The 26,310-nt window shown below is 66.0% G+C and carries 20 protein-coding genes, 1 tRNA gene and 1 pseudogene; 11 read left to right on the top strand and 11 right to left on the bottom strand.

All coding sequences use genetic code 11. The features are described 5' to 3' along the window. Positions 1-100: 100 nt before the first annotated feature. On the top strand, positions 101-2,050 hold the full coding sequence (locus AB0T83_RS12995; RefSeq protein ID WP_366193567.1) for a hypothetical protein: 1,950 nt from the start codon (positions 101-103) through the stop codon (positions 2,048-2,050). Positions 2,051-2,054: 4 nt separating this feature from the next. On the opposite strand, the gene AB0T83_RS12990 is transcribed toward AB0T83_RS12995, so the two are convergent. The 3 genes from AB0T83_RS12990 to AB0T83_RS12980 all read right to left on the bottom strand — a co-directional run bounded on the left by AB0T83_RS12990 (position 2,055) and on the right by AB0T83_RS12980 (position 5,319). Further along, positions 2,055-3,161, bottom strand: coding sequence for an AI-2E family transporter (locus tag AB0T83_RS12990; protein WP_366193566.1), 1,107 nt, complete (start codon positions 3,159-3,161; stop codon positions 2,055-2,057). Continuing rightward, a complete protein-coding gene (locus AB0T83_RS12985; RefSeq protein WP_366193565.1) occupies positions 3,158-3,874 on the bottom strand; it encodes a potassium channel family protein in 717 nt (238 codons plus the stop codon). Before AB0T83_RS12985 ends, AB0T83_RS12990 begins: the two co-directional genes overlap by 4 nt. 95 nt (positions 3,875-3,969) lie before the next feature. After that, positions 3,970-5,319, bottom strand: coding sequence for a nucleotide sugar dehydrogenase (locus AB0T83_RS12980; RefSeq protein WP_366193564.1), 1,350 nt, complete (start codon positions 5,317-5,319; stop codon positions 3,970-3,972). Positions 5,320-5,578: 259 nt separating this feature from the next. On the opposite strand from AB0T83_RS12980, the gene AB0T83_RS12975 reads away from it, so the two are divergent. Together AB0T83_RS12975 and AB0T83_RS12970 are read left to right on the top strand one after the other, a co-directional pair. Beyond that, positions 5,579-6,550, top strand: coding sequence for an NAD-dependent epimerase/dehydratase family protein (locus AB0T83_RS12975; protein WP_366193563.1), 972 nt, complete (start codon positions 5,579-5,581; stop codon positions 6,548-6,550). Positions 6,551-6,560: 10 nt separating this feature from the next. Beyond that, positions 6,561-8,096 carry a GMC oxidoreductase gene (locus tag AB0T83_RS12970; RefSeq protein WP_366193562.1) on the top strand — a complete coding sequence of 512 codons (1,536 nt, stop codon included), beginning with the start codon at positions 6,561-6,563 and terminating at the stop codon, positions 8,094-8,096. Here AB0T83_RS12970 and AB0T83_RS12965 read toward each other — a convergent pair. From AB0T83_RS12965 to AB0T83_RS12950, 4 genes are all read right to left on the bottom strand, one after another. Further along, entirely contained in the window at positions 8,066-9,361 is a 1,296-nt protein-coding gene (locus tag AB0T83_RS12965; RefSeq protein ID WP_366193561.1) for a glycosyltransferase family 4 protein, read from the bottom strand. The two genes, AB0T83_RS12970 and AB0T83_RS12965, sit on opposite strands and share 31 nt — an antisense overlap. Continuing rightward, positions 9,358-10,842, bottom strand: a complete 1,485-nt coding sequence (locus tag AB0T83_RS12960; protein WP_366193560.1) for a lipopolysaccharide biosynthesis protein — start codon at positions 10,840-10,842, stop codon at positions 9,358-9,360. The genes AB0T83_RS12965 and AB0T83_RS12960 overlap by 4 nt, the downstream gene beginning before the upstream one ends. 226 nt (positions 10,843-11,068) lie before the next feature. Next, the gene (locus AB0T83_RS12955; RefSeq protein ID WP_366193559.1) at positions 11,069-11,977 is read right to left on the bottom strand and encodes a sulfotransferase family protein; all 909 of its coding nucleotides are present in this window, start codon (positions 11,975-11,977) and stop codon (positions 11,069-11,071) included. A gap of 101 nt (positions 11,978-12,078) precedes the next feature. Then, positions 12,079-14,211, bottom strand: coding sequence for a hypothetical protein (locus tag AB0T83_RS12950; RefSeq protein WP_366193557.1), 2,133 nt, complete (start codon positions 14,209-14,211; stop codon positions 12,079-12,081). 220 nt (positions 14,212-14,431) lie between these two features. On the opposite strand from AB0T83_RS12950, the gene speA reads away from it, so the two are divergent. From speA to speB, 4 genes are all read left to right on the top strand, one after another. Next, positions 14,432-16,312 carry a biosynthetic arginine decarboxylase gene (gene speA / locus AB0T83_RS12945; RefSeq protein ID WP_366193556.1) on the top strand — a complete coding sequence of 627 codons (1,881 nt, stop codon included), beginning with the start codon at positions 14,432-14,434 and terminating at the stop codon, positions 16,310-16,312. Positions 16,313-16,385: 73 nt separating this feature from the next. After that, the gene (locus AB0T83_RS12940; protein ID WP_366193555.1) at positions 16,386-17,597 is read left to right on the top strand and encodes a saccharopine dehydrogenase family protein; all 1,212 of its coding nucleotides are present in this window, start codon (positions 16,386-16,388) and stop codon (positions 17,595-17,597) included. A 115-nt stretch (positions 17,598-17,712) separates the two neighbouring features. Then, on the top strand, positions 17,713-18,900 hold the full coding sequence (locus AB0T83_RS12935; protein WP_366193554.1) for a carboxynorspermidine decarboxylase: 1,188 nt from the start codon (positions 17,713-17,715) through the stop codon (positions 18,898-18,900). Positions 18,901-18,909: 9 nt separating this feature from the next. Beyond that, a complete protein-coding gene (speB, locus tag AB0T83_RS12930) occupies positions 18,910-19,761 on the top strand; it encodes an agmatinase (protein WP_366193553.1) in 852 nt (283 codons plus the stop codon). 196 nt (positions 19,762-19,957) lie between these two features. On the opposite strand, the gene AB0T83_RS12925 is transcribed toward speB, so the two are convergent. The 3 genes from AB0T83_RS12925 to tsaD all read right to left on the bottom strand — a co-directional run bounded on the left by AB0T83_RS12925 (position 19,958) and on the right by tsaD (position 21,825). After that, positions 19,958-20,380: an EVE domain-containing protein gene (locus AB0T83_RS12925; protein ID WP_366193552.1), complete on the bottom strand. Its 423-nt coding sequence runs from the start codon at positions 20,378-20,380 to the stop codon at positions 19,958-19,960. Further along, positions 20,380-20,652, bottom strand: coding sequence for a YciI family protein (locus AB0T83_RS12920; protein ID WP_366193551.1), 273 nt, complete (start codon positions 20,650-20,652; stop codon positions 20,380-20,382). The genes AB0T83_RS12925 and AB0T83_RS12920 overlap by 1 nt, the downstream gene beginning before the upstream one ends. 72 nt (positions 20,653-20,724) lie before the next feature. Continuing rightward, positions 20,725-21,825, bottom strand: a complete 1,101-nt coding sequence (tsaD, locus tag AB0T83_RS12915) for a tRNA (adenosine(37)-N6)-threonylcarbamoyltransferase complex transferase subunit TsaD (protein ID WP_366193550.1) — start codon at positions 21,823-21,825, stop codon at positions 20,725-20,727. A gap of 99 nt (positions 21,826-21,924) precedes the next feature. Between tsaD and AB0T83_RS12910 the strand changes: the two genes are divergently transcribed. The 4 genes from AB0T83_RS12910 to AB0T83_RS12895 all read left to right on the top strand — a co-directional run bounded on the left by AB0T83_RS12910 (position 21,925) and on the right by AB0T83_RS12895 (position 26,004). Then, a complete protein-coding gene (locus tag AB0T83_RS12910; RefSeq protein ID WP_366193549.1) occupies positions 21,925-22,641 on the top strand; it encodes a uroporphyrinogen-III synthase in 717 nt (238 codons plus the stop codon). 63 nt (positions 22,642-22,704) lie between these two features. Then, the gene (locus AB0T83_RS12905) at positions 22,705-24,378 is read left to right on the top strand and encodes a COG4223 family protein (protein WP_366193548.1); all 1,674 of its coding nucleotides are present in this window, start codon (positions 22,705-22,707) and stop codon (positions 24,376-24,378) included. Between the two features lie 11 nt (positions 24,379-24,389). Continuing rightward, entirely contained in the window at positions 24,390-25,886 is a 1,497-nt protein-coding gene (locus AB0T83_RS12900) for a heme biosynthesis protein HemY (protein WP_366193547.1), read from the top strand. Between the two features lie 42 nt (positions 25,887-25,928). Then, positions 25,929-26,004 (top strand) — tRNA-Thr (locus tag AB0T83_RS12895). Positions 26,005-26,174: 170 nt separating this feature from the next. Here the strand turns inward: AB0T83_RS12895 and AB0T83_RS12890 are convergent. Next, positions 26,175-26,310: pseudogene (locus AB0T83_RS12890) on the bottom strand (IS481 family transposase); the annotation flags it as partial.

The following is a 26,310-nucleotide window of genomic DNA, read 5'->3' as shown; positions in this document are numbered from 1 at the left end:
GGCAGGGTTGAATATCCGGGTATGAATATATTTCCCCGCGCGCCGCAGAGCATGGGCCATCGAGCAGGACGGGAGCCATGATTTGGACAATACGCAGGCAATGAACCGTATGGGGGGACACGGCGTCAGGTTGGGCTTCGGCCTGCTGATTCTGGCCGTTCTGTCGGCATTTGCCGGTCCGGTCGCCGAATTTGCCACTAGCCGCCCCGTTGGGCAGGGATCGGTGGTCATCTATCTGGGTGTCGCGGTCACCGCGTTGACCAGTTCGGCCCTGATCTTTGCGCCCGGTATCCTTCTGGCGCTGGGACTGTCGGGGCCGGTGCAGGGCATGACCTCGGTCGTGTTAAAGGGGCTGATCTGGTCGCTGCTGTGGCTGACACTGGCGCCCGGTGCGATCGGGATGGCGCTGGCCCAACCCTTGACTGGGGCGGGCTTCAGCCTGTTTCTGGTCCTGTCCGCGCTGCCCGGTGCCCTGCTGGTGGCGCGTCGCGGGCTGCCCGAGGGCGTATCCCAGAACGCCGGGCAGGACATGGCCGCGCTGCTGGCGGTGCCCTTGCTGTTGCTGGCCGTGCTGCTGCCCAAGTTCGTCTGGGAAAACTTCAACGGCGATGGGGTGCACAGCTACTATTCGCTGCGCAACATGGTTCTGACTGGCACCCCCTTCTGGCCGAAAGAGGCGGGCGACATGGCGTCCTACCCGTCGTTGTCCACCTCGTCGGCGGTGGTGTTCAGCTCGTTCACCCTGCGGTTTTTCGGCGAGAACGAATTGTCCGCACGGCTGTCGGTGCTGCCTCAGTTGTCTTTTCTGACGGTGGCGGTTCTGGGGCTGGTGCGCTGGCACCGCCCGGCGCCGCTGGGCAACGGCGCGGTGGTGGCATTGGTCCTTGCGTTGGTGCTGTTCGCCGCCACCCTCGGGTGGCACGCCACCTATCATCCGTCCTTTGCCGATATAGCCCTGCCGCTGGCCCGCGAACCGCTGGTGGTGGTCGCCGCGCTGGGGGTCGTCTGGTTCTTCCTGCAGCGCGAGTACCTCTGGCTGTTCGCCTTTCTGCTTCTGCTGCTGTTGTCGATCCCTTCGGCGGTCGGCCTCATCGGGATGTGGCTGGGGGCGGTGTTCCTGGTCTGGCGGCCGATCCCCTGGAAGCGCTTGTTCCTGGCCAGCGGGCTGACGATGGCGGCGATGGCGGTCACCGGGGTGGCGCCGATGGTCATGGTGCAGTTCGGCCTGCCGGTGCCGGGGGATGAGTTCAGCTCGGGCAACCTGCTGCGCCGCTTGCGCTTTGTCTCCGTGGCCGAGGTCGAGCGGTTCTGGTTCTGGCTGGTGCCCTGCGGCCTTCTGCCGGGCCTCGCGGTGCTGACATGGTTCTGGCAGGATCGCCTGTCACGGGCCCTGTCGCTGGTGGCATTGGGGTACTTCGCGCTGTTCTACCTGCAGGCCTATCGCGTGCTGCCGCATCACTTCGCGCCGGTACCGATCCTGTCGCTGATCGTGTTCTGGCGGTTGGCGCCGGTTGTGGCGCGCCCGCAGCTGGCGACCGGGCTGGCACTGGTCGGGGTGGTGGCGGGCCTGTGGCTGGCGCGGCCCGACGATTGGGCGCCGAACACTGCCAGCAAGTCCTTTGCTGCCGGGTGGCGTCTGGAGGACATGGATCCCGCCGAATTCCGCGCCGATGATGTCCGCATTCTGCAGGATCTGCTCAGTGCCGCCTTTTCGGAGCAGGCGCTTGCCACGCAAGGGCTGGTGCGCGGCGCGGCCTCGCCGGTCATGATCTACTACTACGTGACCCGCTCTGACCTGCCCGAGGTGCCGCCGAAGTTCATCGTGCGCGAAGGGGCTGCGCAGCCGGGCGAGGTGCCGCTGGCCGAAGCCGAGGGTTATGTCCTCGTGGCGACTTCGCAGGACGCGGCCGAGGTCGGATTGCTGCCGACACTGGCGCAGTCCTCGGTCAACGCGCGGTTCTATGTGCCGCGCCGCATCCTGTTCGGCACCGGGCCCAGGGATGGGCCGCGCCCGGTCTGGGATCTGGCCGCGCTGGCCGGGTTGCGCTGAGGCGTCAATCTTCTGTGGGGGCCGGGGCGTCGTCGGCGGCCAGGGCGCGCGGGGCCTCCACCCAGAACATCAGCAGTTCATAGAACACCGCCAGCACGATCGGTCCCATGAACAGGCCGATCAGCCCGAACGAGACGGTGCCCCCGATCACTCCCAGCAGGATCACCAGCATCGGCGTGGTCAGCCCCTGTGCCATCACGATGGGTCGCAGGATATTGTCGACGGTGGCGACCGGGACCATGTAGGCGGTGAACAGCAGCGCCGGCAGCGTTCCCATCGAGGTCCAGGCCCAGATCACCAGCGGCAGGATCACCACCGCCGCGCCGATCTGGACAATGGCCAGGATCAGGGCAGCCAGAGTGAGCAGCCCCGCCGCCGGCACATCCGCCACGATCAGGCCGATGCCCAGCAGCAGCGCCTGCAGCAGCGACACTCCGATCACGCCGCGCGCCACGTTGCGGATCGTGGCACCGGCCAGATCCACGAACCCGGCGCCACGGTCGCCAATGATCCGGCGACCGAAATGGCGGATCCCTTCTGCCAGCTTGTGACCGGGTACGAACAGAAACCCGGCGATGATCATCGAGATGGCGAATTGCAGGATTCCGCCTGCCAGACCGGCTGCGATTCCCAACAGGTGAGTGCCGAGGTTCAGGACCGTCGCGCCATAGTCGTGCAAGAAGGTCTCAAGGTTGCCGGTCATCATGGACCAGGCCTCGTTCAGATCGGGTCCGATCACCGGGATTTCGGACAGCCACGTCGGCACTTTCAGTTCAAGGGACTGGGTGCGGATTTTCTCGGCAAAACCGGTGACCGAGCGCACGGTGCTGGTGACCAGCGCCGCCGCCGGGCCCAGGATGACCAGCAGCCCGACCAGTGTCAGCAGGGTTGCTGCCAGTTTCCTGCGTCCTCCCAGACGGGCGGCCAGCCACGCATAGACCGGGTGCAGCGCCACTGCCAGAACCACCGACCAGGTCACGATGGCCGCGAAGGGCGCCACCAGCCGTAGCGACAGATAGGCAAAAAGCGCCAGAAAACCCATGCGGATGGCAAGGTCGATTGCGATGGCGTCTGTGCTGCGGGGCGGCTTGGGGGCGGGGGCGTCGGTCATGGGTCTTGCCTTTCGGATGCGCCCGGGTCGGACGCGGGACGGGAGGTCGAAGTGTGGCGCGGACTGGCGGAATTTCCAAACGCCCCGACAATGCTTCCGATCAGCACCGCCACATACAGGGTTCCGACCGCGGCCTCGAACCCGGCGCAGATCCGGGCCAGCGGATCCACCGGAAGAATATCGCCATAGCCCAGCGTGGTGATGGTCACGAGGCTGAAATAGACCAACTGGCCATGCTCGGCAGGAGCGTCGCGCAATGCAAAGGCACCGGGCCGCAGGTTTTCAATGTGCATGTAGAGAACCGACCAGACCAGCGCCAACAGCACATAGCCGAATACGGCCCCCATCAGGCTGTCGATATTTCCGGCGCGTTCGCGCAACAGATAGTCAAAGACCAGCCACAGGGTGCCGCCCAGCAGAAAGGCGGTTTCGACCGCCAGCAGCGAGCCAGTGTCCAATCCGAACCTGTCCGCCATGCTGGTCAGGAACCAGAGCGCGACAAGGAAATTCCCGGCAACCTGCTTGGGCCGGGCGATATTGGCGGATTGGATTGTGCCGATGAACGTCAGCGCCAGCAGGCAAAGCGTCAGCGTTTCCACCCAGTTTGCCTTGCCGAATGCGGGCTCCAGCAACATGGAGATGACCAGAAGGGCCAGAAGCAGGCTCCACCTGCGGCGGGCGACGGCGGCATGATAGCGTTTCAGCAAAGGCATCTTCGACAATTCTCGCGAGACGTTTGCACCGACAAGGCCACGCCGTGGCGGCCTTGTCCATGTCGGGGGAAGGAAATAGGGGGTTGGCGGACGGCTCAGACCTTGGTGAACTTGTCCCGGTCGATGGAGATGCCGCGTCCGTCAAACACATTGCGGCTGTCGAAGACCAGCCGGGCATGTTCGGCCACCAGCGCGTAATCCACATGGGTGTGATCCGTGGTCACCAGCACCGCGTCATACCCCGCCAGCGCCCCGGCGGTCAGATCGATGCTTTGCCGGCCTGCCAGATCGGGATCATCGCGGGTCAGGGGCATCACCGGGAAATAGGGATCGTGGTAGTGCACCGTGACGCCTGCTGCTTCCAGATGGCGCAGGATGGCGATGGCCGGGCTGACGCGGCTGTCCTCGATGTCCTTCTTGTAGGATACCCCCAGCAGCAGCACCCGGGCCTGCGCCGCCGCGACACCGGCCTTGACCGACATATCGGCGATGATCCGTTGGGCGATGGTTGCCGGGGTGGTGTCGGTATAGCTGCGCGCCAGATCCACCAGCGGCAGCGCGGATCCCACGTCGCGGGCCCGCCACGACAGGAACACCGGCGACACCGGGATGCAGTCGCCGCCGATCCCCGGACCGGGATAGAAGGGCATGTAGCCGAAGGGCTTGGTGGCGGCGGCGGGGATCACATCCCAAATGTCGATGCCCATCTGGTCCAGCGCCACCTTCATCTCGTTCACATAGGCGATGTTCACGGTGCGGAAGGTGTTTTCCACCAGTTTCACCGCCTCGGCAATGGCGCAACTGTCCACCGGCACCGCCTGCGACACGACCTTTTCGTAGAAGGTTTTCAGCAGGTCGCGGGTGACGGGATCGTCGCCGCCGACGATCTTGGGAATGGTGTTGGTGTGATGCACCGCGTTGCCTGGGTCCTCGCGTTCGGGCGAGAACCCCAGGAAGAAGTCCTTGCCCGCGCTCAGGCCGCTGTTTTCCAGCAGCGGGCGCAGTACCGTCTGGGTGGCGCCGGGCCAGACCGTGCTTTCCAGCACCACAAGCTGACCGGGTTGCAGATGCGCCGACAGACTGGCCCCGGCCTTGCGCACATAGGCCAGATCGGGATCGCCGGCACTGTCCAGCGGGGTCGGCACGCAGATCAGGATGATGTCGGCGGCACGGATCGCGGCGAAATCGTCGCTGGCCCCGAACCGCCCGCTGGCCACCGCAGTGGCGATGCGATCCTCGGCCAGATAGGTGATGACCCGCTGGCCGGCATTGATGGCCGCCACGCGGTCGGAGTTCAGATCGACCCCGGTCACCTGGAACCCGGCCTCATGCACCGTCAAGGCCAATGGCAGCCCCACGTATCCAAGGCCGACCACGGCCACATGGGCCTGATCCGATTTGATTTTGTCTTTCAGGGTGCTGCTAAGCGAAAACTCGGTATTCATGGGACTATACGGCGTTGAACAATGGGACCGGGCCACCCTAGCACACTCCGGTTGCAAACCACGAGTTGCAGCGACATCTGGTTAAACTGTCGCGGCGTCAGGTCGCGGGGCGGGACGCTGCGAGCCGCTGCTGGTCAATGGACAGGCATTGCGCCCGCGGATTCACCAACCCGCCCGATTGCGACGACGCATCCTTGGCCACGGGGCAAACAGGGTGCTAGACCTTGACGCAACGGCGATTTGAAGGGTTTCAGGTGACATGAAGGTATTGATCACGGGCGGCGCAGGGTTCATCGGCTCGCATCTGGCAGACCGGCTGGTGGCCGAGGGGCACAGCATCGATGTGCTGGACGATCTGTCCACCGGGCGGCTTGAGAACCTGTCGGGCGCGATGGCCAGCGGCAAGGTGACCTTCACCGAGGGCAGCATTCTGGATCGCGATCTGGTCGAACGGATGGTGGCCGCCGCCGATCTGGTCTTCCATCTGGCCGCCGCCGTGGGCGTCAAGCTGATCATGGAGGAGCCGAGCCGCTCGATCCTGACCAACATCAACGGCACCGAGAACGTGTTGACTGCCGCTCTGGCCGACAAGACGCCGGTCTATGTTGCCTCGACCTCGGAAGTCTACGGCAAAGCCCGCAAGTTCCCCTTCTCGGAAGACGACGACCTGACGCTGGGGGCGACCAGGAACCTGCGCTGGTCCTATGCCTGCGCCAAGATGCTGGATGAATTCCTGGCGTTGGCCTATGCCCGCGAGAAGGATCTGCCGGTCGTGGTGCTGCGGTTCTTCAACACCACCGGGCCGCGCCAGACCGGGCGCTATGGCATGGTGCTGCCCAATTTCGTGCAGGCCGCGCTGGAAGGCCGTCCGCTGAAGGTGCATGGCACCGGCGAGCAGACCCGCTGCTTCGGCCATGTGAAAGACGTGATCGAGGCGCTGATGCGGCTGATGGAAACCCCCGAGGCGCAGGGCCGGGTGTTCAACATCGCCAATGACGAGGAAGTGTCGATCAAGGCGCTGGCCGAGCAGGTGATCGCCGCCACCGGATCAACCTCGCCGATCGAGTTGGTCGCCTATGACACGGTCTATCCCGAGGGGTTCGAGGACATGAACCGTCGCTTGCCGGACGTTTCGCGCCTGAAAGAGGTCACCGGCTTCCGGCCCGAGCGGCCCCTGTCCGAAATCATCGACGACATCATCGCCGAGAAACGCGCCCAGATGGCCGACTAGGGGCTTCCCCGTGGCCGATATCGTCATCGGGTCCGGCCCCTCGGGCATTGCCGCCGTCAAGGCGCGGCTGGCGCTGGGGCGCGCGGTGATCCTGCTGGACGGCGGCAAGACGTTGGAGCCGGAGCATGCGGCCCCGCGCGATGCGCTGGCAGGGACCGTTCCGGCGGCCTGGGAGGCATCGGATGTCGCGCGCTACAAGGCCGGCCAATACAATGCCTCTCCCGGCCAGATCCGCAAGTTCAGCTCGGATTTCGCGATGGAGCCTGCGGCGGTAACCTTTGCCGAGGCCGGGCCGGTTGCCCTGCGTGCGTCGCGTGCGGTGGGCGGGCTGTCGAACCTCTGGGGTACAGCGGTGCTGCCCTATGCGGCGCGCGACATGGCAGGCTGGCCGATCACGGCGCAGGATCTGGCGCCGCATTACCGCGCGGTGCTGGGGTTCCTGCCGGTGTCGGCGCGCCGCGATGCGCTGGCCGATCTTCTGCCTGATGGGCTGCCCGAGGCACCGTCGCTGTTGACGCCCTCGCCGCAAGCGCAGGTGCTGCTGGCGCGAGCGGTGACACGCGCCGACAAACTGGCGGCGCAGGGGCTTCGGATCGGGGCGGCGCGGCAGGCGGTGCGCGACGATTGCCGCCACTGCGGAATGTGCCTGCATGGCTGTCCCACCGGGGCCATGTGGTCGGCGGCGGACACGCTGCGCGACATGCTGGGCGATCCCCGGCTGGACCATCGCCCCGGACAGATCGTGCGCGCCATCGGCGAGACCGACACCGGCGTCGAGGTTCACCTGTCGGACGGCCGCCGGGTGACCGGCGACCGGGTGTTTCTGGCAGCCGGGGTGCTGGAAACCGCAAGGATCCTGCTGGCGTCCAACGGATTCGACGCCGACAGCCTGACCCTACGCGAAAGCCAGCACGGGTTCCTGCCCGCCTTGCAGATCCGACCCAACCGGCGGCGGCCCGACCGGCTGCCGCATCACACGCTGCCGCAGATGTTCGTGGAAATGTCCGACGAGGCGATCTCGCCGCACTTGGTGCACGGGCAGGTCTACACGTGGAACGATTTCTACGCCCGCGATCTGGGGCAGACCTATGGCGCCAAGCTGCCGTTCATCGCGCCGGTCTGGCCGGTGCTGGCGCGGCGGCTGATCGTGACACAACTGTTCCTGCATTCGGATCATTGCGCCCGCATCACGCTGCGGCGGGCTGCCGATGGCCGGTTGCAGGCGCAGGTGCGCCTGCCCGAGGACACCCATGCCCGCCTGCAATCTGCAGGGCGCAAGCTGGCCAGGGGGCTGCGGTACCTAGGATTGGCCGGGTTGCCCTTCGCCACCAGGTTGGGCGCGCCGGGCTCCAGCTTTCACGTCGGCGCAAGCCTGCCCATGTCCGAAATACCCGACGCACGCCGGTCGGACCGGCTTGGCCGGCCGGCGGGGGCATCGCGTCTGCATGTGGTCGATGCCTCGGTCCTGCCGGCGATTGCCGCCACCACCATCACCCTGCCGGTGATGGCCAACGCCTATCGCATTGCCACCGAAGCGCCCGCGTAGCTGGCACCGTTTTCGAAGGCCCCGGCGTCCAGCACCTGCGCCAGCTCGGTCTTGCCCGCGCGATGCGCCGCCCGCGCCAGCGCTGCGCCGTATTGCGCAAGAACCCGATCCTCGCGCCATGTGGTTTCGAAGGCCTGCCGGGCGGCGGCGGACAGGGCCGCCCGCTCCGGCGCGCTGCCTTGCAGGGTGGTCATGGCCGAGATCAGCTCGTCTTCGGTCTCGAACAGGGTGCCGGCGCCGGCATGTTCGACAATCTCGGGGAAGGGGCCCAGGCGGCGCGCGATGACCGGGGTGCCCAGCCGGAAGCTCTCGATCAGGATGATGCCAAAGGTCTCATAGCAGACCGAGGGCACGATCAGCCCCAGCGCCCCCCGGTAATAGGCCGCCAGTTCATCCGGGGACTTGCGGCCCAGGAAGCGGATGCGCGGGTTGTCCTTTGCCAGGTCCTTCAGGGCCGGGGCATAGTCGCCGTCGCCCAGGATCAGCAGGTCGGCATCGGGATATCTGTCCATCGCCGGGAACACGTCCTGCAGGCCCTTGATCTTCTCCAGCCGTCCGACGAACAGGAAATAGGGGCGGGGGTGCCCGGTGAAGGGTTCGGTGGCCTGATGGTCGAGATCGGGCAGGAAATAGGGCAGCACCTGCATCTCTCGCCGCAGGCCGAAGTCGCGATGCTTGCGGCGGCTGAACGCGCTTTTCGCGACGATCAGATCGGCCTTGTCCATCTGCCGGTCAAGATAGCCGGTATAGCGCCACATCTGCGGCGGGCGCTTGAAGCTGAGCACGCAGCGCAGGCAGTCCTTCTTGTCGCAAAGCTCTCGATTATAGCGCCACAGCACATGCGAGGGGCAGACCAGCCAATGTTCATGTGCCTCATAGAGTTTCAGGCCGCTGCCATAGTCCAGAATGCCCGGCCCGCCCACCAGCGAGACGTTGTTGTACCAGGTGATGTCATAGTCCCGTTCCGCCGTGATCTCGCGCAGGCGGGCGGCGTGCACCACCGGGCGGCCGGTCTGCTGGGTCAGCAGGTTCGACGCGAGGCCCGAGCGGCTGCGCAAGCCGATGCGGATGACCCCGTCGTCGGGCGGATCGCCCGCCGGGGGCTTGCCGCCCAGGATCAGGAAGGAGTCTTCGTCATGCACCACCGTCACCCGATGGCCGCGTTCCACCAGCGCCTGTGCCATCCGCTGGGTGCCGATGGCATCGCCGCCGAAGGAATAGGGCGGATAGAAAGTGGTGAACATCAGGATGTCGAGGCTTCTCATGAGGGCGTGTCCTGAGTTTTGGGCGCAGCAGCGGGCGCGGCAGGTCGGAACAGGCCGCTGAGGTAGCTTTGGGTCATCGCCAGCCGCCGGCGCATGGTGATCATCGCGACACCGGCGTAAAGGCCGATGCCGACCACGGCCTTGATCACCAGCGTCGGAAAGGCCGGAATTCCCAGCAGGTAAGGATCAATCACCCACAGCCCCGCCACCATGACCAGACCCCCGACCAGCGTTGCGAAATGCGGGCGCATCAGGCGCGGGATGGACAGGTTGGCATGGCGTCCGATCAACCACCAGCGCAGCGGCGACAGCAGATAGGCGGTCGCCACATAGGCGATCACCATCCATTCCAGCTTTTGCCCGCTCAGCGCGACAAGGGCCAGCGTGCCCGAGATCAGCGCCGCATTGGCCAGGAACGCCAGTTCCCGCACATGGCCGAAGGCGAAGGCAAACGCCTCTTCAATCTTCGAGATGCACAGGAAAAACCCGTAGAACGCTAGGATCGACAGAACAGGCGCTGCGGGCAGCCATTTCGCACCGCCAAACAACACCACCACCTGTTCCGAGACGAAGGCCAGCCCGAAAAAGGCCGGCAGGGCCACGAAACTGGCGACGCGCAGGATATCCAGCAGCAACTCTCCGGCGGTATTGCCGATGCTGCGCTGCGCGGTGAACGAGGGCAGCGCCGCCATGCGCAGCGGCGTGACGATGAGGAACGAGCAGATCTCGACCAGCCGCCAGGCGATCGTGTAATAGCCCAGGCTGGCCGGCCCCAGGGTCGCCCCGATGACGATCGAGGGCATCTGTATATTGGCCATCTCGGCCCCGCGCATTCCGATCACATGCGAGCCGAAAGAGGTCAGCATCCGCAGGCGCCGGGGATCGAATTGCAGGCTGGGGCGCCAGTCCACCGCGCGCCAGGCCAGCACCACGTTGGTCAGGTTCAGGGCGATGCGCTGAAAGATCAGCGCCCAGACCCCGAATCCCGTCAGCGCCAGTCCCAGCCCGACGATGCCGCCGCTGACAACCCCGGCAACCGCCCGGATGGCCAGTGGGCGCAGGCGCATCTGGCGGCGCAGCAGGGCCACCGGCACCGCGGTGATCGCTGTGGTGAAGACGATCGGCACCGCGGCCCACATCAGGTACTGGACCTGCTTGATGCCATAGAAGGCCGCAACCAGCGGCCCGCCAAAAAACAGGATCAGTGACAACAGCCCGCCAAAGGCCGCCAGCGCCCAGAACACCGTGTTGATGTCCGAATCCGTGATGTCACGGGCCGAAAAGACGTATTCCGACAAGGTTTCGCGCACCAGACCTTCGCCCAGAAGGACCGGCACGATGGCCATGGTCAACAGGCCGAAGGACTCGGCCCCCAGCAGGCGCGACAACAGCATGAACACAAGGAAATTGACCAACTGTTCCGACCAGTTGCCCACGGCCATCCAGGCGACGCCTTTGGAAAATCTTTGTTTGGTCGCCATGGTTACAATGTCCGGTCGGTACGGCCCCTGTCCTTCGCGGCACGGTGCAATCCGCGCACCGCATCCGATTCTGACGATCGCTGGCGCCACAGGGTACTAGTTACCGTGGCCTCGTTAATGGAGTGATACACCAGAATCACCCTCCAACCAGTTGGTTTTCTGGACTTGTCTGCGTGACCGGCGACACGGTTGCGGGCCGAATCGGGCCTTGTGTGTGTCGGCGGACTCACCCGCGCAGCCATCCCGAGAAATCCTCGCCCAGCAATTCGCCCAGTTGGGCCACGTCGTCCTGCAGGCGACTCACCAGAATTGCGCGGGCCTCCGGGGTGATCGCGGGGCGCTGGTCACGCAAGTTGAACCCGGCGATCCAGTCGCGCACCTGCCAGCGCAGGCGGCGCGGCAGCACCGCGCCCAGCGTTCCGGTGATCGGATTGGGCTTCATCAGGAAATCCTGAAACGCCGCGTTGCGGGGCACGCCCCCGGCATTGTGCCGCTTGCCGACATCGGGCCGGTGCGCGGTGTCGGCGCCGATGAAGGTCTGAACCTCGGCCACCATGGCGACGGGATCGGCGTCGAAATCCTCGTAGCGGCGCACAAGGATCTGGTCACGGGGGAACAGGGCCAGGAAGCGCGCCAGTTGTTCGCCGTAGCGTGGGAAGCTGGAATAGCCGAACATCGGCTGCCAGCCCTTGGCGCGGCGGTCGTCCTCGGCCTTCAGCGCCTCGGTGAAATCGGTCAGCGGTTCGATCCGCAGCTTCTGGGCGCGCATGAAATGCGAAAACGCCTGTTCGATGGGATTGCGCAGGATCACCACAAGCCGCGCGCCGGGCACGTGATGGTGGATGCGTTCCGCCGAGCGGGGTTCGTACAGGTACAGCGGAGACGCCTCGCCCAGGATCGCGCCCTCGGGGGCCGGATCGAACAGGGCCTGATAGCGGGCCAGATCGGTGATCGAATTGTTGATGAAATCGGCGCCCGGTCCCTGACAGTCCAGCTTCAGCCCCTCGTAGCAGAAAAAGTTCGGCTCCTTGCCGTCGGGCATGAACACATCCGGCGCCTGCCGCAGGTATTCATACAGGGCCGTGGTACCGGCGCGCGCGGCGCCGATGATCAGAAAATCAGGCATGCGCGCCATTGGCGGTCTCCTTGTTCCGAGGGGGATTGGCATGCGACCAATCCTGCAGCGCGAAGGGAAAGGCCGGGTGAACGCATGAATTATTCACGCCGAATTTCCTTTCAGTTCCCGCCGGGCGGGTGTTCCCCCGCCCCGTCCGAAGACAGGGTCACATGGCGCACCCCGCGATCGGGCAGGGCCGCGGCCGCCGCCGCATTCTGCGCTGCTCCCATGTCTTTCAGGTAAATCGGCTTGCCGGGGGGCAGCATCGGATCGTTCAGAACCAGCGCCGGGCCGATGTCGCCCTCGGTGGTGACGAACACCAGGTCATGTCCAAAGCGGTCCGCTTCGTGCAGGGCCTCAAGCCCCGCGTAATTCTCGCGGTACTGATGGTATTTCTCGGCCCCGCGCCACGGCAGAAAGACCACCAGGGCGCTGAGGCACAGCAGCCAAATCACGCTGCCAGCGCGTTTCGCGGTTTCTTCGGGCACGCGGGCGGTAAAGGCGGTCAGCCCGCAGGCGCTTATCCAGAACACCGGCAGGCAGGCGATGTACCAATAGCGCGGACCGACGAAGAAAGTGCCGGTGAACCAGTAGAAGAACATGCCGCCGATGGTGCCCAGCAGCACCAGCCCCAGAAACAGGTCGAACCGGGTGATCCGCCGCCAATTGCCAAAGGTCAGCGCCAGCCCCGCCGCCAGGAACGAGCCCGTCGCCCATCCCAGCGCCTCGCGGTTCAGCGATGCCAGCCCGTTGGCGGTGTTGATGGCGCCCTCGAACGGGCTGTGTCCGGGGCGGAAATCCAGCGCGCCCCAGCTTTTCGCGGGCGGGCCAAGGTCGGGGCCGAAGCCAAAGGCATTGCGGGTGTCGGGCCAGTAGCCCTCAAGATAGGCGGCCAGCGGGGCCACCAGCGGATTGCCGGTGATCGCGAAATTGGCAATCAGGTAGATCGCGCCGGTGGCGATGCAGCCCAGGGCATAGCCAAGGATCGGACGCCAGCCGAAGGGCCGATGCGCCACTAGGGCCAGCCCGGTCAGCACGCCGATCAGCACGCCTTCGAACTGCCGCGTCGCGAACAGCCAGCCCATGGCGAGGCCCCCGGCAACGGCCCAACCCACCGACAACGGGCGCGCTTCGCCGTGGCGCAGAAAGCCGCCACGGCTGAGGCACCACCACGCCAGCACCGCCATGAACACCGCTGTCGAATGGGTCATGTAGGATCCGCCGACCGCCAGCACCCAGGGCGAGACCGCCATCAGCAGCGCCACCAGATTGGCCTGCGCCACCGCGCCGCTGCTGCGCAGGGCAAAGCTGCGGGCCAGAAGCACCGTCGCCCCGGTCAGCAGCGGGTTGATCAGCCACGGCATCCCGGCGGCAAACCCCAGCGCCAGCAGGATCGGCCAGCCCGGCGCGGTGGTCGGGATCCAGCGTCCGTCCACGATGTCGAGCAGGTAGTATTCCAGACCGGGCCGCAGGGCCTCGGGCGGGGCCGGGGCGGTCAGCGCGCCTTGCAGGTACAGCTTGGCCTGCAGGATATAAGGCACCTCGTCGCCCACATGCGGGATCGCCTGCATCGCCAGAACGCCCACCGCCAGACTGCCCGCCACCGCCAGCGCCGCGTAAATCCAGCCCGGTAGCCGCAGGCCAAGATCCGGCCCCGGCACCAGCAACAGCCCGCCCAGCGTCAGCAGGTGCAATCCGACCAGCCCGCCCCACAGTACGATCTGCACCGCATAGCTGGGCAGATAGCCATAGGCGACGTAGAGCGTGGGAGAGACCGCGAACAGCCCCAGCAATCCCAGCACCACCACCAGCCGCAGCCCGCCGCCCCAGCCGATCCGCCGCAACAGGCCGACCCGGATGTCGGGCAGCAGCACCCAGACAGTAACGCCCGCCTGAAGCGCCAGCGCCGCCAGACCCAGGCCGACCCGCAGCGACAGGGGCGTCAGCTTCAGCGCCGGGAAATACGGATCCTGCACCAGCATCCACTGGCCCATGGAGCCCAGCAGGAACACGCCGGCCAGCGCTGCGAAATCGCGGTACCCGCGCAGCGCCACGACCCCGCAGATCAGCCCGGTCAGAACAATCGGCAGGATCGGCCAGACAAGGGGATGGGACAGGCCAGCCACGGCGGCGACCGCCGGGGTGGCGGCAAGGGCCGAAGTGGCGGCCACCAGCGCCCCGAGGGCGGCGGTGCGGACGGATTTCACACAAATCTGGGGCACGATGACCGATCCCTTGACCAAATACTGCACGCGATGTCGTTGCGGTCAGGGTAGTGGCCCGCCGACACAAGCTGCAAACAATAAACCCCTTCCGATGAAAGATATTCCGGTATTTGCGCGGGCCGACAGGCGCAGGTTGACGCAGGGATGGGCGCCGAAGCGGCAGACATGTTTTCAAGCTTGCATCGTACGGGGGTTGCACCCACAAGGCGCTTCCCGGACAGTGCCGGGGATTTTTGGAGCAAGTCAGGTGGGCGCAGTGCAGGACATCGACTATGGAATCGACGCGTGGGGACATGACCTTGTGACGGTCCTGCCCGACGGCAATGTCGGGCTGCGGGATCCGCTGGCGCCGGGCAGCCCGCCCGTGGCGCTGCCGATGATCGTCGAGGATCTGCGCGCCCGCGGCATCGGCACCCCGATCCAGTTGCGCGTGCAGTCGTTTCTGGACTACGGGCTGAACCGCCTGTGCGATGCCTTCGACGCGACCATGGCCGAGGTCGGCTACAAGGGCGCCTATCGCGGCGTCTTTCCGATCAAGGTCAACCAGCAGCACGAGGTCGTCAGCCGCATCGTCGAAGTTGGAAGGGCGCGCGGCTATGGTCTGGAAGCCGGCTCGAAACCCGAGTTGATCGTCGCGCTGGCGCAGCCGCTGGCCGAAGAAAGCCTGATCATCTGCAATGGCACCAAGGATGACGAATTCATCCGGCTGGCGATCCTGTCGCGCAAGCTGGGCTTCCGCACGGTGATTGTGCTGGAAAGCCTCAACGAATTCGAAATCGTCCGCCGCGTGGCCGAGGAACTGGACACCAAGCCGCTGCTGGGCGTGCGGGTGAAGCTGACCCAGTCGGTGGGCGGCAAATGGGAAGCCAGTTCCGGCGACCGGTCGATCTTCGGTCTGGGCACCTATGAGCTGGTGCAGCTCATCGACCGGCTGGAAGACAGCGGGCTGATGGATTGCCTGGTGCTGCAGCACAGCCATCTGGGCAGCCAGGTGCCCAATGTCATCGACGTGCGCCGCACCGCCACCGAAGCCTGCCGCTTCTTCACCGAATTGCGCCGTCTGGGCGCGCCGCTGACCTATATGGATCTGGGCGGCGGGCTCGGCATCGACTACACCGGCGAAAAGCGGCCCACCGAGAACTCGGTGAATTACTCGGTCGAGGAATACTGTTTCGCGGTGGTCGAGACCGTGGCCCATGCCATGGATGACGCGGGCGAGGCGCATCCGACCATCGTCACAGAATCGGGCCGCTTCGTGGTGGCCCTGTCGTCGATGCTGATCTTCGACGTGCTGGACGCCACCCTGTACGATGTGCCCGACAAGCCCGTCGCCCGCGACGGCGATCATCACCTGCTGACCGACATGATGGCAATCGAAAGCTATCTGGATGGCAACCGGGTGCAGGAGTGTTTCAACGACGCGGTCTACTACCGGGACGAATTGCGCGCCCTGTTCCGGCGCGGCGTGTTGGACCTGCGCCAGATGGGCCGGGCCGAACGCACTTTCCTGTATACCCTGTCGCGGATCAGCGAGGTCGAGCGCGCGCAGGAGGGTGCCAGCGAGTTGCGCGACCAGCTGGAAAACTACGTCGACTATTACCACTGCAATTTCTCGATGTTCCAGTCGCTGCCGGATGTCTGGGCCATCGACCAGATCCACCCGGTGATCCCGTTGCAGCGGCTGAACGAGGCCCCGACCCGGCGCGCGGTGCTGACCGACATCACCTGCGACAGCGATGGCAAGATCAAGCGCTTTGTCCTTGGCGACGGCATGCACAAGGCGCTGCCGGTGCATGATCTTCGCGACGGCGAGGACTATCTGATCGGTGTGTTCTTCGTGGGCGCCTATCAGGAAACCCTCGGCGATCTGCACAACCTCTTTGGCGATGCCAATGTGGTGACCATCGCGCTGGACGGCGAGGGCGGCTTCACGGTGGAGCATGAGGTCGAGGGCGACAGCATCGCCGAGGTGCTGTCCTACGTCGAATACGATCCGCAGGACTGTCTTGCAGCCTTCCGCAAGCGCGTCGATCAGGCGGTGGCCAAGCGCGACGTGACCTCGCAAGAGCGCCGCACCCTGATTTCGGCCTACAAGGACAGCCTGTCGGGCTATACCTATTTCGAATAAGCCGACACGAACGCACGATCGCCCCGCGGGTCCGACGACAGCGGGGCAGACCCAGGATGAGGGAGACAAGCGAATGGGCAATGTTCTGGTTGTAGGGGCGGGGGGCGTGAGCTCGGTCGCCGTGCACAAGATGGCGATGAACCCCGATATCTTCGGGCCGATCCATCTGGCCAGCCGCACCAAGTCGAAATGCGATGCCATCGCAGCCAGCGTGAAAGCGCGCTTCGGCGCCGAGGTGACGACCCACGCGCTGGACGCGATGGATGTGGCCGCCACCGTGGCGCTGATCCGCCAGACCGGTGCCGAGATCGTGGTGAACCTGGCGCTGCCCTATCAGGATCTGGTGCTGATGGATGCCTGCCTTGAGGCCGGAGTGAACTATCTGGACACCGCCAATTACGAGCCCGAGGATGAGGCCAAGTTCGAATACAGCTGGCAATGGGCCTATCAGGAGAAGTTCCGCGAAGCCGGGCTGACCGCGATCCTGGGATCGGGCTTCGATCCGGGGGTGACCTCGGTCTTTGCCACATGGCTGCGCAAGCACAAGCTGAAGACCATCCGCCAGATCGACGTGCTGGACGCCAACGGCGGTGACAATGGCCAGGCCTTCGCCACCAATTTCAACCCCGAGATCAACCTGCGCGAGGTTTTGGCCGAGGCGCGGCACTGGGAAGGGGGCGAGTGGAAGACTTCCCCGGCGATGACCCACAAGGTGGAATTCGACTTTCCCGGCGTCGGGCCGAAGAACATGTACCTGATGTATCACGAGGAACTGGAGAGCCTGTCGACCCACTTCCCCGAGATCGAGCGGGCGCGCTTCTGGATGACCTTCGGCGATGCCTATATCACCCATGCCAAGGTGCTGGAAAACGTCGGCATGACCCGGATTGACCCGGTGATGCATGACGGCAAGGAGATCATCCCGATCCAGTTCCTCAAGACTCTGCTGCCCGATCCCAGCGATCTGGGCGAACTGACCAAGGGCAAGGCTTGCATCGGCGATATCGCCACCGGCGAGGCCGCGGATGGGTCGGGCGAGAAGACCTTCTACATCTACAACATCTGCGACCACGAGGAATGCTACGCCGAGGTCGGCAGTCAGGCCGTGGCCTATACCACCGGGGTGCCGGCGATGATCGGCGCCGCCATGGTGCTGAAGGGCATCTGGCGTGAGCCGGGGGTGTGGAACATGGAGCAGCTGGACCCGGATGCCTTCATGGACATGCTGAACACGCAAGGGCTGCCGTGGCAGGTCGAGGAACTGGACGGCCCGGTCGCCTTCTGAAGCGGCGCGCGGCGCGGGCAGGGCATCGAGCCCCGCCCGCGCCGGTCACAGGCCAAGGGGCCTGTTCCGGGCCCCGCATCGACCCCAATTCCGGCCCTGCTTTCAGGAGTGCGCCATGCCCCCCATCGATATCGCCGCCGACAGCCGTGCGCGGTTTGCCAGTTTTGACCTGACCTCGGTGCCCTCGCCCTGTTTCGTGGTCGATGAGGCGCAGGTGGCGCGCAACTGCGAGATCCTGGCCGAAGTGGCCGAAGCCTCCGGCGCGCAGATATTCCTGGCGCTGAAGGCCTGTTCGATGCCGGCGCTGGCGCCGGTGGTGACGCGTTATCTGGCGGGCACGGCGGCCTCGGGTCTGCACGAGGCGCGGTTGGGGCGCGAGGAGTTCGGCGGCCAGGTCGCCACCTTCAGTGCCGGGTTCAAGCCCGAGGACCTGCAGGAGGTTCTGGCCCTGTCGGACCATGTGATCTTCAACTCTCTGGGCCAGTTGCGGCGCTTTCACCCACTGGTGGAGGAGGCGCGGTGGAACGGCGAGGATGTCGAGATCGGCCTGCGCATCAACCCGCAGCACTCCGAAGGCTGGACCGACCGCTATGACCCGGCAGCCCCCTGTTCGCGGCTGGGTCATCCGGTGTCGCAGATCCGGGCCGAGGATCTGGCGGGCCTCGACGGGCTGCACATGCACACCCTGTGCGAGCAGGGGTTCGCGCCGCTGGCTCGCACCTGGGAGGCGATTGCTCCGACCGTGGGGCCCTGGCTGGACGCCCTGTCTTGGCTCAACCTCGGCGGCGGCCATCATATCACCCAGCCGGATTACGACCGCGACGGGCTGATCGCGCTGATCCGCAGGATCCGTGAGGACCACGGGGTCGAGGTGTTCCTGGAGCCCGGCGAGGCGGTGGTCCTGCACAGCGGGATCCTTGTGGGCGAGGTGCTGGATCGCACCGAGAACGAGGTGCCGCTGGCAATCTCGGACCTGTCGGCCACTTGCCATATGCCCGACGTGGTGGAAGCGCCCTATCGTCCCGATCTGCTGGGCGAACGTCCCGAAGGCACCGGCGGAGAGATCCGCATCGGCGGGCCGTCTTGCCTTGCCGGCGACGTGATCGGCGATTTCCGCCCGGCAACGGAGTTTGCCGTGGGCGAACGTTTCGCCTTTCTGGATCAGACCCATTATTCGATGGTGAAGACCAATACGTTCAACGGGGTGCCGCTGCCGGCGCTTGCCCTGTGGAATTCCGACACCGACCAACTGAATGTGCTGCGCGAATTCGGCTATGACGATTTTCGCATGCGGCTGGGCTGAGGAGCCGTCATGACCCCATTTCTGGATGGTGAGTTGAGCGCCGCCGAGTGTGACCCCGAAACCGCGAAGTTCCGGGTGATACCGGTGCCGCTGGAACGCACGGTGTCCTATGGCGCGGGCACCGCCGGTGGCCCGGCGGCCCTGCTGGCGGCCAGTGTCGAGTTGGAGCGCCTGTGGCGCGGGGGGGAGCCCTGCGAGGCCGGGATTTTCACCGAAGCCGCGGTGGCCTGTGATGGCCCCTTGCCGGATGTGATGGCGCGGATAGCCGCCCGCACGCAGGCTGCGGTGGCGGCGGGCCGGGTGCCGGTGGTGCTGGGCGGCGAGCATTCACTCAGCTACGGCGCGGTGCGCGGCGTGGCGGCAGCGCTGGCGGGTCCCGTGGGCATCGTGCAGATCGACGCCCATGCGGACCTGAGAGTGGCCTACCAGGGCGAGCGGTACTCCCACGCCTCGGTGATGCAATTGCTGGTCGAGGAAGAAAACATCGCGCTGGCGCAATTCGGGGTGCGCGCCCTGTGCGCGCAGGAAGCGGACTATCGTCGCAAGTTCGGGGTGTTCCATGTAGATGCCGAGGAATTGGTCACTGGCGGGCTGCATGCGGTGGATCTGCCGGGAGACTTTCCGCGGCAGGTTTATGTCAGTTTCGACGTGGATGGGCTGGACCCGGCCGTGATGCCGGACACGGGCACGCCGGTGCCTGGAGGATTGGGGTTTTGGCAGGCGCTGCACCTTGTTGCCCATGCCCTGAAGGGGCGGCAGTTGGTCGGCTGTGACGTGGTGGAACTGGCGCCCCGGCCCGGGGGTGCCGTGTCGGATTTCACCGCGGCGCAGGTGGCCTACGGGGTGATGGCGCTGGCCTGAGTGTGTGCCGTGTGGCAGCGGCCCGAGATTTCTTGCCTCCGGCGGGAGTATTTTCGCCAAGAAGAAAACAGGACCTTGAGCCGGCTTTGCGACCGGGCACTCAGGCGCGGGCGCAGCGCCGGTACGGCGCTGCCGGGCCCAACCGGCGGAGATGCCTTGCATCGACAGAGGGCGGGAGCCGCCCCCTGTTTGAGGGTCAGTCCGGGTCGGTGTCGCCCATCTTGCAGACAGCCTGCCATTCGGCCTCGGTCACCGGTTGCACTGACAGGCGGGTGTTGTTCAGCAGAACCATGTTTTCCAGCGCCGGATTGGTCTTGCAATCGGCCAGGGTCACCGGGGTGGCGAAGGGGCGGATGGCCTTGATGTCGACGCAGTCCCAGCGGTCATCCTCGGTGGTGCTGTCGGGATGGGCCTCGGCGCAGACCTCGACGATGCCGACCACGGCCTTTTCCTTCTGCGAGTGGTAGAAGAACCCGCGGTCGCCGATCTTCATGTCGCGCATGTGGTTGCGGGCCTGGTAGTTGCGCACGCCGTCCCATTCCTCGCCCGCCGCGCCCTTGGCCACCTGATCCTCCCAGGACCAGGTGGAGGGTTCGGATTTGAAGAGCCAGTAGGCCATCAGCCGATCACCCTGTTCCAGGTCTGGATCTGCACCGAAGCGAATAGACCGGCCTTGGCGTAGGGATCGCCTGCGGCCCAGGCCTCGGCCTCGGCGCGGCTGTCGGTGTTCAGCACGATGATGGAGCCCGCCATCTCGCCGGCCTCGTTCAGCACCGGCCCGGCCTGGGCGACGATGCCGCTGTCCTTGAGATAGGCCAGATGCGCCTCGCGGTTGGCCTTGCGGGTTTCCAGGGCGCCGGGTTTGTCCTGGCAGATGAGCACGTGCAGCATGGGGGTCTCCGTGTGGTGGGTTCGGGCGCAGGCTAGGGCGCGGACCGGGGCGGGACAAGCCGCCTTTCGCGATCAGGCCTTGGGGCCCTTGCGGCCGCCGCCAAGCAGGGCCGGTCCATCCGGGTCCAGCGGCCAGCGTGGGCGGGCGATGACGGCGGCATCGTCGGTCAGCCCCGCCCGCAGCCGTTCCAGCCCGGCCCAGGCGATCATCGCCGCGTTGTCGGTGCAGAGCGCCAGCGGCGGGGCCACGAAGGAAATGCCGTGCTCGGCGGCCAGCGCCGACAGGCGGCTGCGAAGTGCATCATTTGCGGCAACGCCCCCGGCGACGGCGATGGTCGGGGCGGGGGGCTGAAGGTCCAGATAGGCGGCCAGCGCGCGGCGGGTCTTTTCGGTCAGGACATCGGCCACCGCCGCCTGAAACCCGGCGCTGAGGTCGTTGACGTCCTGAGGATAAAGGCCGTCCTGCGCCGCAAGCAACTGGTCGCGGGCGCGCAGCACAGCGGTTTTCAGACCCGAAAAGGACATGTCGCACCCCGGACGGTTCAGCAGCGGGCGCGGGAAAGCGAACCGGCGCGCGTCGCCGTCCCGTGCCGCGCCTTCCACTGCCGGACCGCCGGGTTGCGGCAGGCCCAGAAGTCGTGCGGTCTTGTCGAAGGCCTCTCCGGGGGCGTCGTCGATGGTGCCGCCAAGGCGGGTGAACCGGTCGGGGCCATGGGCGATCAGGAACTGGCAATGCCCGCCCGAGACCAGCAGCATCAGATAGGGGAACGCCAGCCCGTCGGTCAGGCGCGGGGTCAGCGCATGGCCAGCCAGGTGGTTCACCCCCACCAGCGGCAGACCCGCCCCGGCTGCCAACCCGCGCGCGCACATGACGCCGGACAGCACACCGCCGATCAGACCCGGTCCCGCCGTCACCGCCACGGCGTCGATCTGATCCAGCCGAAGGCCGGCTCGGGACAGCGCCTGTTCGACGGCGATGTCGATCTTCTCGGCATGGGCGCGGGCGGCGATCTCGGGCACCACACCGCCGAAGGCCGCGTGCAGATCGTCCTGACTGATCACCACATTGGACAGGATCTCGCCGCCGCCATCGGCACGGGTCCGCACCACTGCGGCACCGGTGTCGTCGCAGCTGCTTTCCAGACCGAGCAGGGTGAGAGGGGCAGGGGACATGGGCGGGGCGATCGGTGACGTTGTGTCGGGGATGCCTGCCAGCTACCACTGGCGGCGCAAGGCGGCAAGCATCCGCCGCACCAGCGTCGGAGACCTGCGATGATCCTGCTTTTGACCCGCCCCGCCGCGCAATCGGCGCGCTTTGCCGCACAGGTGCGCGCGCGGCTGGGCGACAGGTTTCGGATCGTGATCGCGCCGGTTCTGGACATTGTCGAAACCCCCGCGGCGCGCACGCTTGCCCAGGACGCCACCTGGGACGGGGTCGGGGCCCTGGCCTTCACCTCCGAAAACGCGGTCACGATGTTTGCGCGGTATGTGCGGGGCCGTCGGCTTCTGGCCTTTTGCGTGGGCGAGCGCACCGCCGAGGCCGCGCGCGCCTGCGGCTTGGATGCCCTGCAGGGGCCGGGCAACGCGCGCGGGCTGGTGCGCCTGATCGCCCGGCACCCGCCAGAAGGCCGCGTCCTGCACCTTGGCGGCGTGCATCTGGCGCGCGATCTGGTGGCCGATCTGGCCGACCGGGGAATCGCGGCAACGCATCTGGCGATCTACGATCAGCACCCCCGCCCGCTGACCGAGGAAGCCCGGACCTGCCTGCAGGGACCGGACCCGGTGCTGGTCCCGCTGTTTTCGCCGCGCAGCGCTCGCCTGCTGGCCCCGGATCTGTCCCGCGCCCGCGCCGAATTGCGGCTTGCGGCAATCAGCCCTGCTGTTGCCGAGGCAGGACAGGTGCAAAGTGGCGTCCGAATGGAAGTTGCGCCCACCCCCGATGCCGATGCCATGCTGGATCTCATTCAGCACCTGTCGGAGCGGGGATGATTTCTTGAGCGTGACCAGTGCGCGGGATATGCTCCACGCTGGAGACAGGGAAGGAATTTGGTTTTGAGTTCCAAGGACAAGAAAAACGATCCGGAGCAGACCCCCGAGATCGAAGACAAGCTCGATGGCGCTCAGGAAAGCGAAATCGGACAGGATTCCGATGACGTCGAAGGTGCCAAGCCTGCGGAAGAGACCGGGGAATCGGTTGAAGATGCCGAGTTCACGGATCTGACCGAGGATAGCGACGACACCGCCGACACCGCCGAGGATCAGGAGCGGGCCGACGACGACCCGGACGACGTCGAATCGAAGGCCGAGGACACCACCGGGGAAGACAGCATCGCGCCCGAGGAGCTCGCGGGCGATCCTGCGGCAGATGCCGATGCACTGGCCGAAGCTGCGGTGACGGAAACGGCCGATGACCTGTCCGAGGCCGAGGCCGAGGCATCGGCTGCCGAAGACACGGCTCCGGTCGAGGACCCCACACCCGAGCCTTCGCCCGTCGCCGCCGCCGCGCCGGCACCGGCCGCAGAAAAATCCGGCGGTGGCTTCCTGCCTGCCGTTCTGGGCGGGCTGGTGGCCGCAGGCCTTGGTTTCGGTGGTGCCACCTATCTCGGCACACAGGACGACGGCACCGCGCAGTCGCTGGCGACCCAATCGGAACGGATGGGCGCATTGGAAGCCCGGATCGGCGAGATCGCCGACGCCGTGTCCAAACCCGCCGACACCGGCGCCGAGGATCAAATCGCGGCGCTCAGCCAGCAGCTTCAGGGCCAGCTTGGCGATGTGGCAACCACCCTTCAGGGGCAGTTCGGCGACATGGCTTCGCGGCTGGAGGCCGTGGTCGGTACCGTGGGCAATGTCGAAAGCTCCCTCAGCGGCGCCATTTCCGGCGTGCAATCGGGGCTGAACGATCTCGATGGCCGGCTGGCGGCGATCAACGAACGCCTGACCGCCGTTGAAAAACGCCCGCTTCAGGAAAGCTCGGAAACCGCCAAAGCGGCCTTCGAAGCCTATGAGCGCGAGCTGGACGGGCTGAAAAAGACACTGGAAGAAGCACAGGCGCTGAACGAACAGGTCAACGCCGAAATGGCCGCCGTCACCGATCAGGCCCGTGCGCTTCAGGAAGAAGCCAAATCGCAGGCCGCCGAGGTCGCCGCGACGGCGCAGGCCCAGGCCGCTGAAGTTGCCGCCGCCGCCCAGGCCCAGGCCGCCGAAGCTGCCGCGGCGGCCGAGGCCAAGGCCAATGCCGCCGCCATGCGCGAAGCGCTGGCCAGTCTCGACGGGGCCATCCATCGCGGTGCGCCCTACGTGACCCCTCTGGCGATCCTGTCTGACCTGACCGAGGTGCCCGAGGTTCTGAGCGCCCATGCCGAGGACGGCGTGCAATCGCTCGCGCAGTTGCGCAGCGCGTTTCCGCAACAGGCGCGCGCGGCGCTGGACGCGTCCATCCGTGAAACCGTGGCGGATCACACGACGGGACGCGTTGTTGCCTTCCTGAGGTCGCAGACCGGTGCCCGGTCGCTGACCCCGAAAGAAGGTAACGACCCGGATGCGGTCCTGTCGCGGGCCGAGGCGGCCTTGGTCGCCGGAGATCTGGATACTACCCTGGCCGAATTGGCACTGTTGCCGCCGGCGGGTCAGGCCGAACTGGCGGACTGGATCACGGCGGCGCAAGCGCGCCGTGATGTGGCCTCTGCCGCGTCGGATCTGGCTGCAACCCTGCTGGCCAACTGAGGAGGCCCCCCATGCTGATTTCGCTGATCAAGATCCTTCTCTTCGTGGCCATCATCGCCGCCCTGATTTTCGGGGTGGAACTTCTGATGACCGAAGGCGAGGGCCTGCACCTTGCCGTGGCCAACTGGGAATTCACCCTCGGTCCGGTCCAGACCCTGGTGGCCGCCGCGCTGCTGCTGCTGACCGTCTGGATCGTCCTGAAGGTGTTGGGGCTGCTGATTGCCACCCTGCGGTTCCTGGCCGGGGATGAAACCGCCATCACCCGCTATTTCTCGCGCAACCGCGAACGCCGCGGCTTCAAGGCGCTGGCCGAGGCCTTCACCGCCCTGGCAGCGGGCGAGGGCAGCGAGGCCGTGAGCAAGGCCTCGAAAGCCGAACGCCTGCTGCGCCGTCCCGACCTGACCAACCTGATCCGGGCGCAGGCAGCCGAGATGACCGGCGACAAGACCAAGGCCATGGAAGCCTACAAGAAGCTGCTGGGCGACGATCGCACGCGGTTCGTCGGCGTGCGCGGTCTGATGAAGCAGAAACTGGCCGAGGGCGACACCGATACTGCGCTGAAGCTGGCGGAAAAAGCCTTCGTGCTGAAGCCGCGTCACTCGGAAACCTCGGACACGCTGTTGCAGTTGCAGGCGCAGAAATCCAACTGGAAGGGTGCCCGCAAGACGCTGGGGGCCAAGCTGAAATACGGCTCTGTTCCGCGTGACCTGCACAAGCGCCGCGATGCGGTGCTGGCGCTGGCCGATGCCGAGGCGCGCATTGCCGCCGGTGATCTGGACATGGCCAATGACGAGGCGATCGAGGCCGCGCGCCTGTCGCCGACGCTGGTGCCCGCCGCCGCCATGGCCGCCCGCGCCTATACCGCGATGGGCAAGCCGCGCAACGCCGTGAAAGTCATCAAGACGGCCTGGATGACCGAACCGCACCCCGATCTGGCAGCCGCCTTTGCCGCCATCGAACCGGGCGAAACCCCGGCGGCCCGGATCAGTCGGTTCGGCAACTTGCTGAAGCTCAAACCGGCCCATCCCGAAAGCAAGATGCTTCTGGCCGAACTGGAAATCGCCGCTGAGAACTTCCCGGCAGCGCGCAAGGCCCTGGGAGATCTGCCCGAGACCATGCCCAACGCCCGCACGCTGACCCTGATGGCGGCGATCGAACGCGGCGAAGGCTCGGACGACACCACGGTCAAGGCCTGGCTGGCCAAGGCGCTGACCGCGTCGCGCGGGCCGCAATGGGTCTGCGAGAATTGCGGCCATGTGCACGTCGGCTGGACCGCAATCTGCGACAATTGCGATGCCTTCGACACGTTGAGTTGGAAGGAAGCCCAGAAGGGCGGCGCTGTGGTCGATGGTACTGGAATGGCCATGCTGCCACTGATCGTCGGCGCGCTGGAGGACAAATCCGAAGAGCCCGAACCCGCCGAAGTTGATGAGCCCGAGGCCGATATTCTCGACCAGACGGCCACCGAAGTGGAAGAGGTCAAGGAGGCTGAAAAGGTTGCAAACTAGGGCTTTCCCCCGTCGGAAAGTCCTGATAGCAACCGCGCCATCGCCGCTGTAGCTCAGCTGGTAGAGCACGTCATTCGTAATGATGGGGTCGGGGGTTCGAGTCCCTTCAGCGGCACCACTATACTATCCAAAATCAGCCAAAGACATCCACGAAGCCCCTTTATATAAGGGGCTTCGTCTCTTTTTTGATGTCCTGCTGCGTCCGATCTCATCCGATGACATACCCCCAGGATGGGGGTATGTTTGGGGGTACGCTGGATTGCGTTGTGGAGCGCGTACCCCCACCCTGTTCAGTCCCGGCATTTGGTGGATCGGGTCGATGGTGAATCGATCTGGTTCTGAAGTCCAGATCTTGCAGATGTATTCGTAAGGCGTAAGCCCGCTGAGGGTCTTGAGCCTGCGGGCGAAGTTGTAGGCTGCGATG

It is taken from the genome of Meridianimarinicoccus marinus, from assembly GCF_040689105.1.
Taxonomy (GTDB): Bacteria; Pseudomonadota; Alphaproteobacteria; order Rhodobacterales; family Rhodobacteraceae; genus Meridianimarinicoccus; species Meridianimarinicoccus marinus.
The sequence above is the reverse complement of the archived record's forward strand: the minus strand, read 5'-3'. Positions and strand labels throughout refer to the sequence as shown.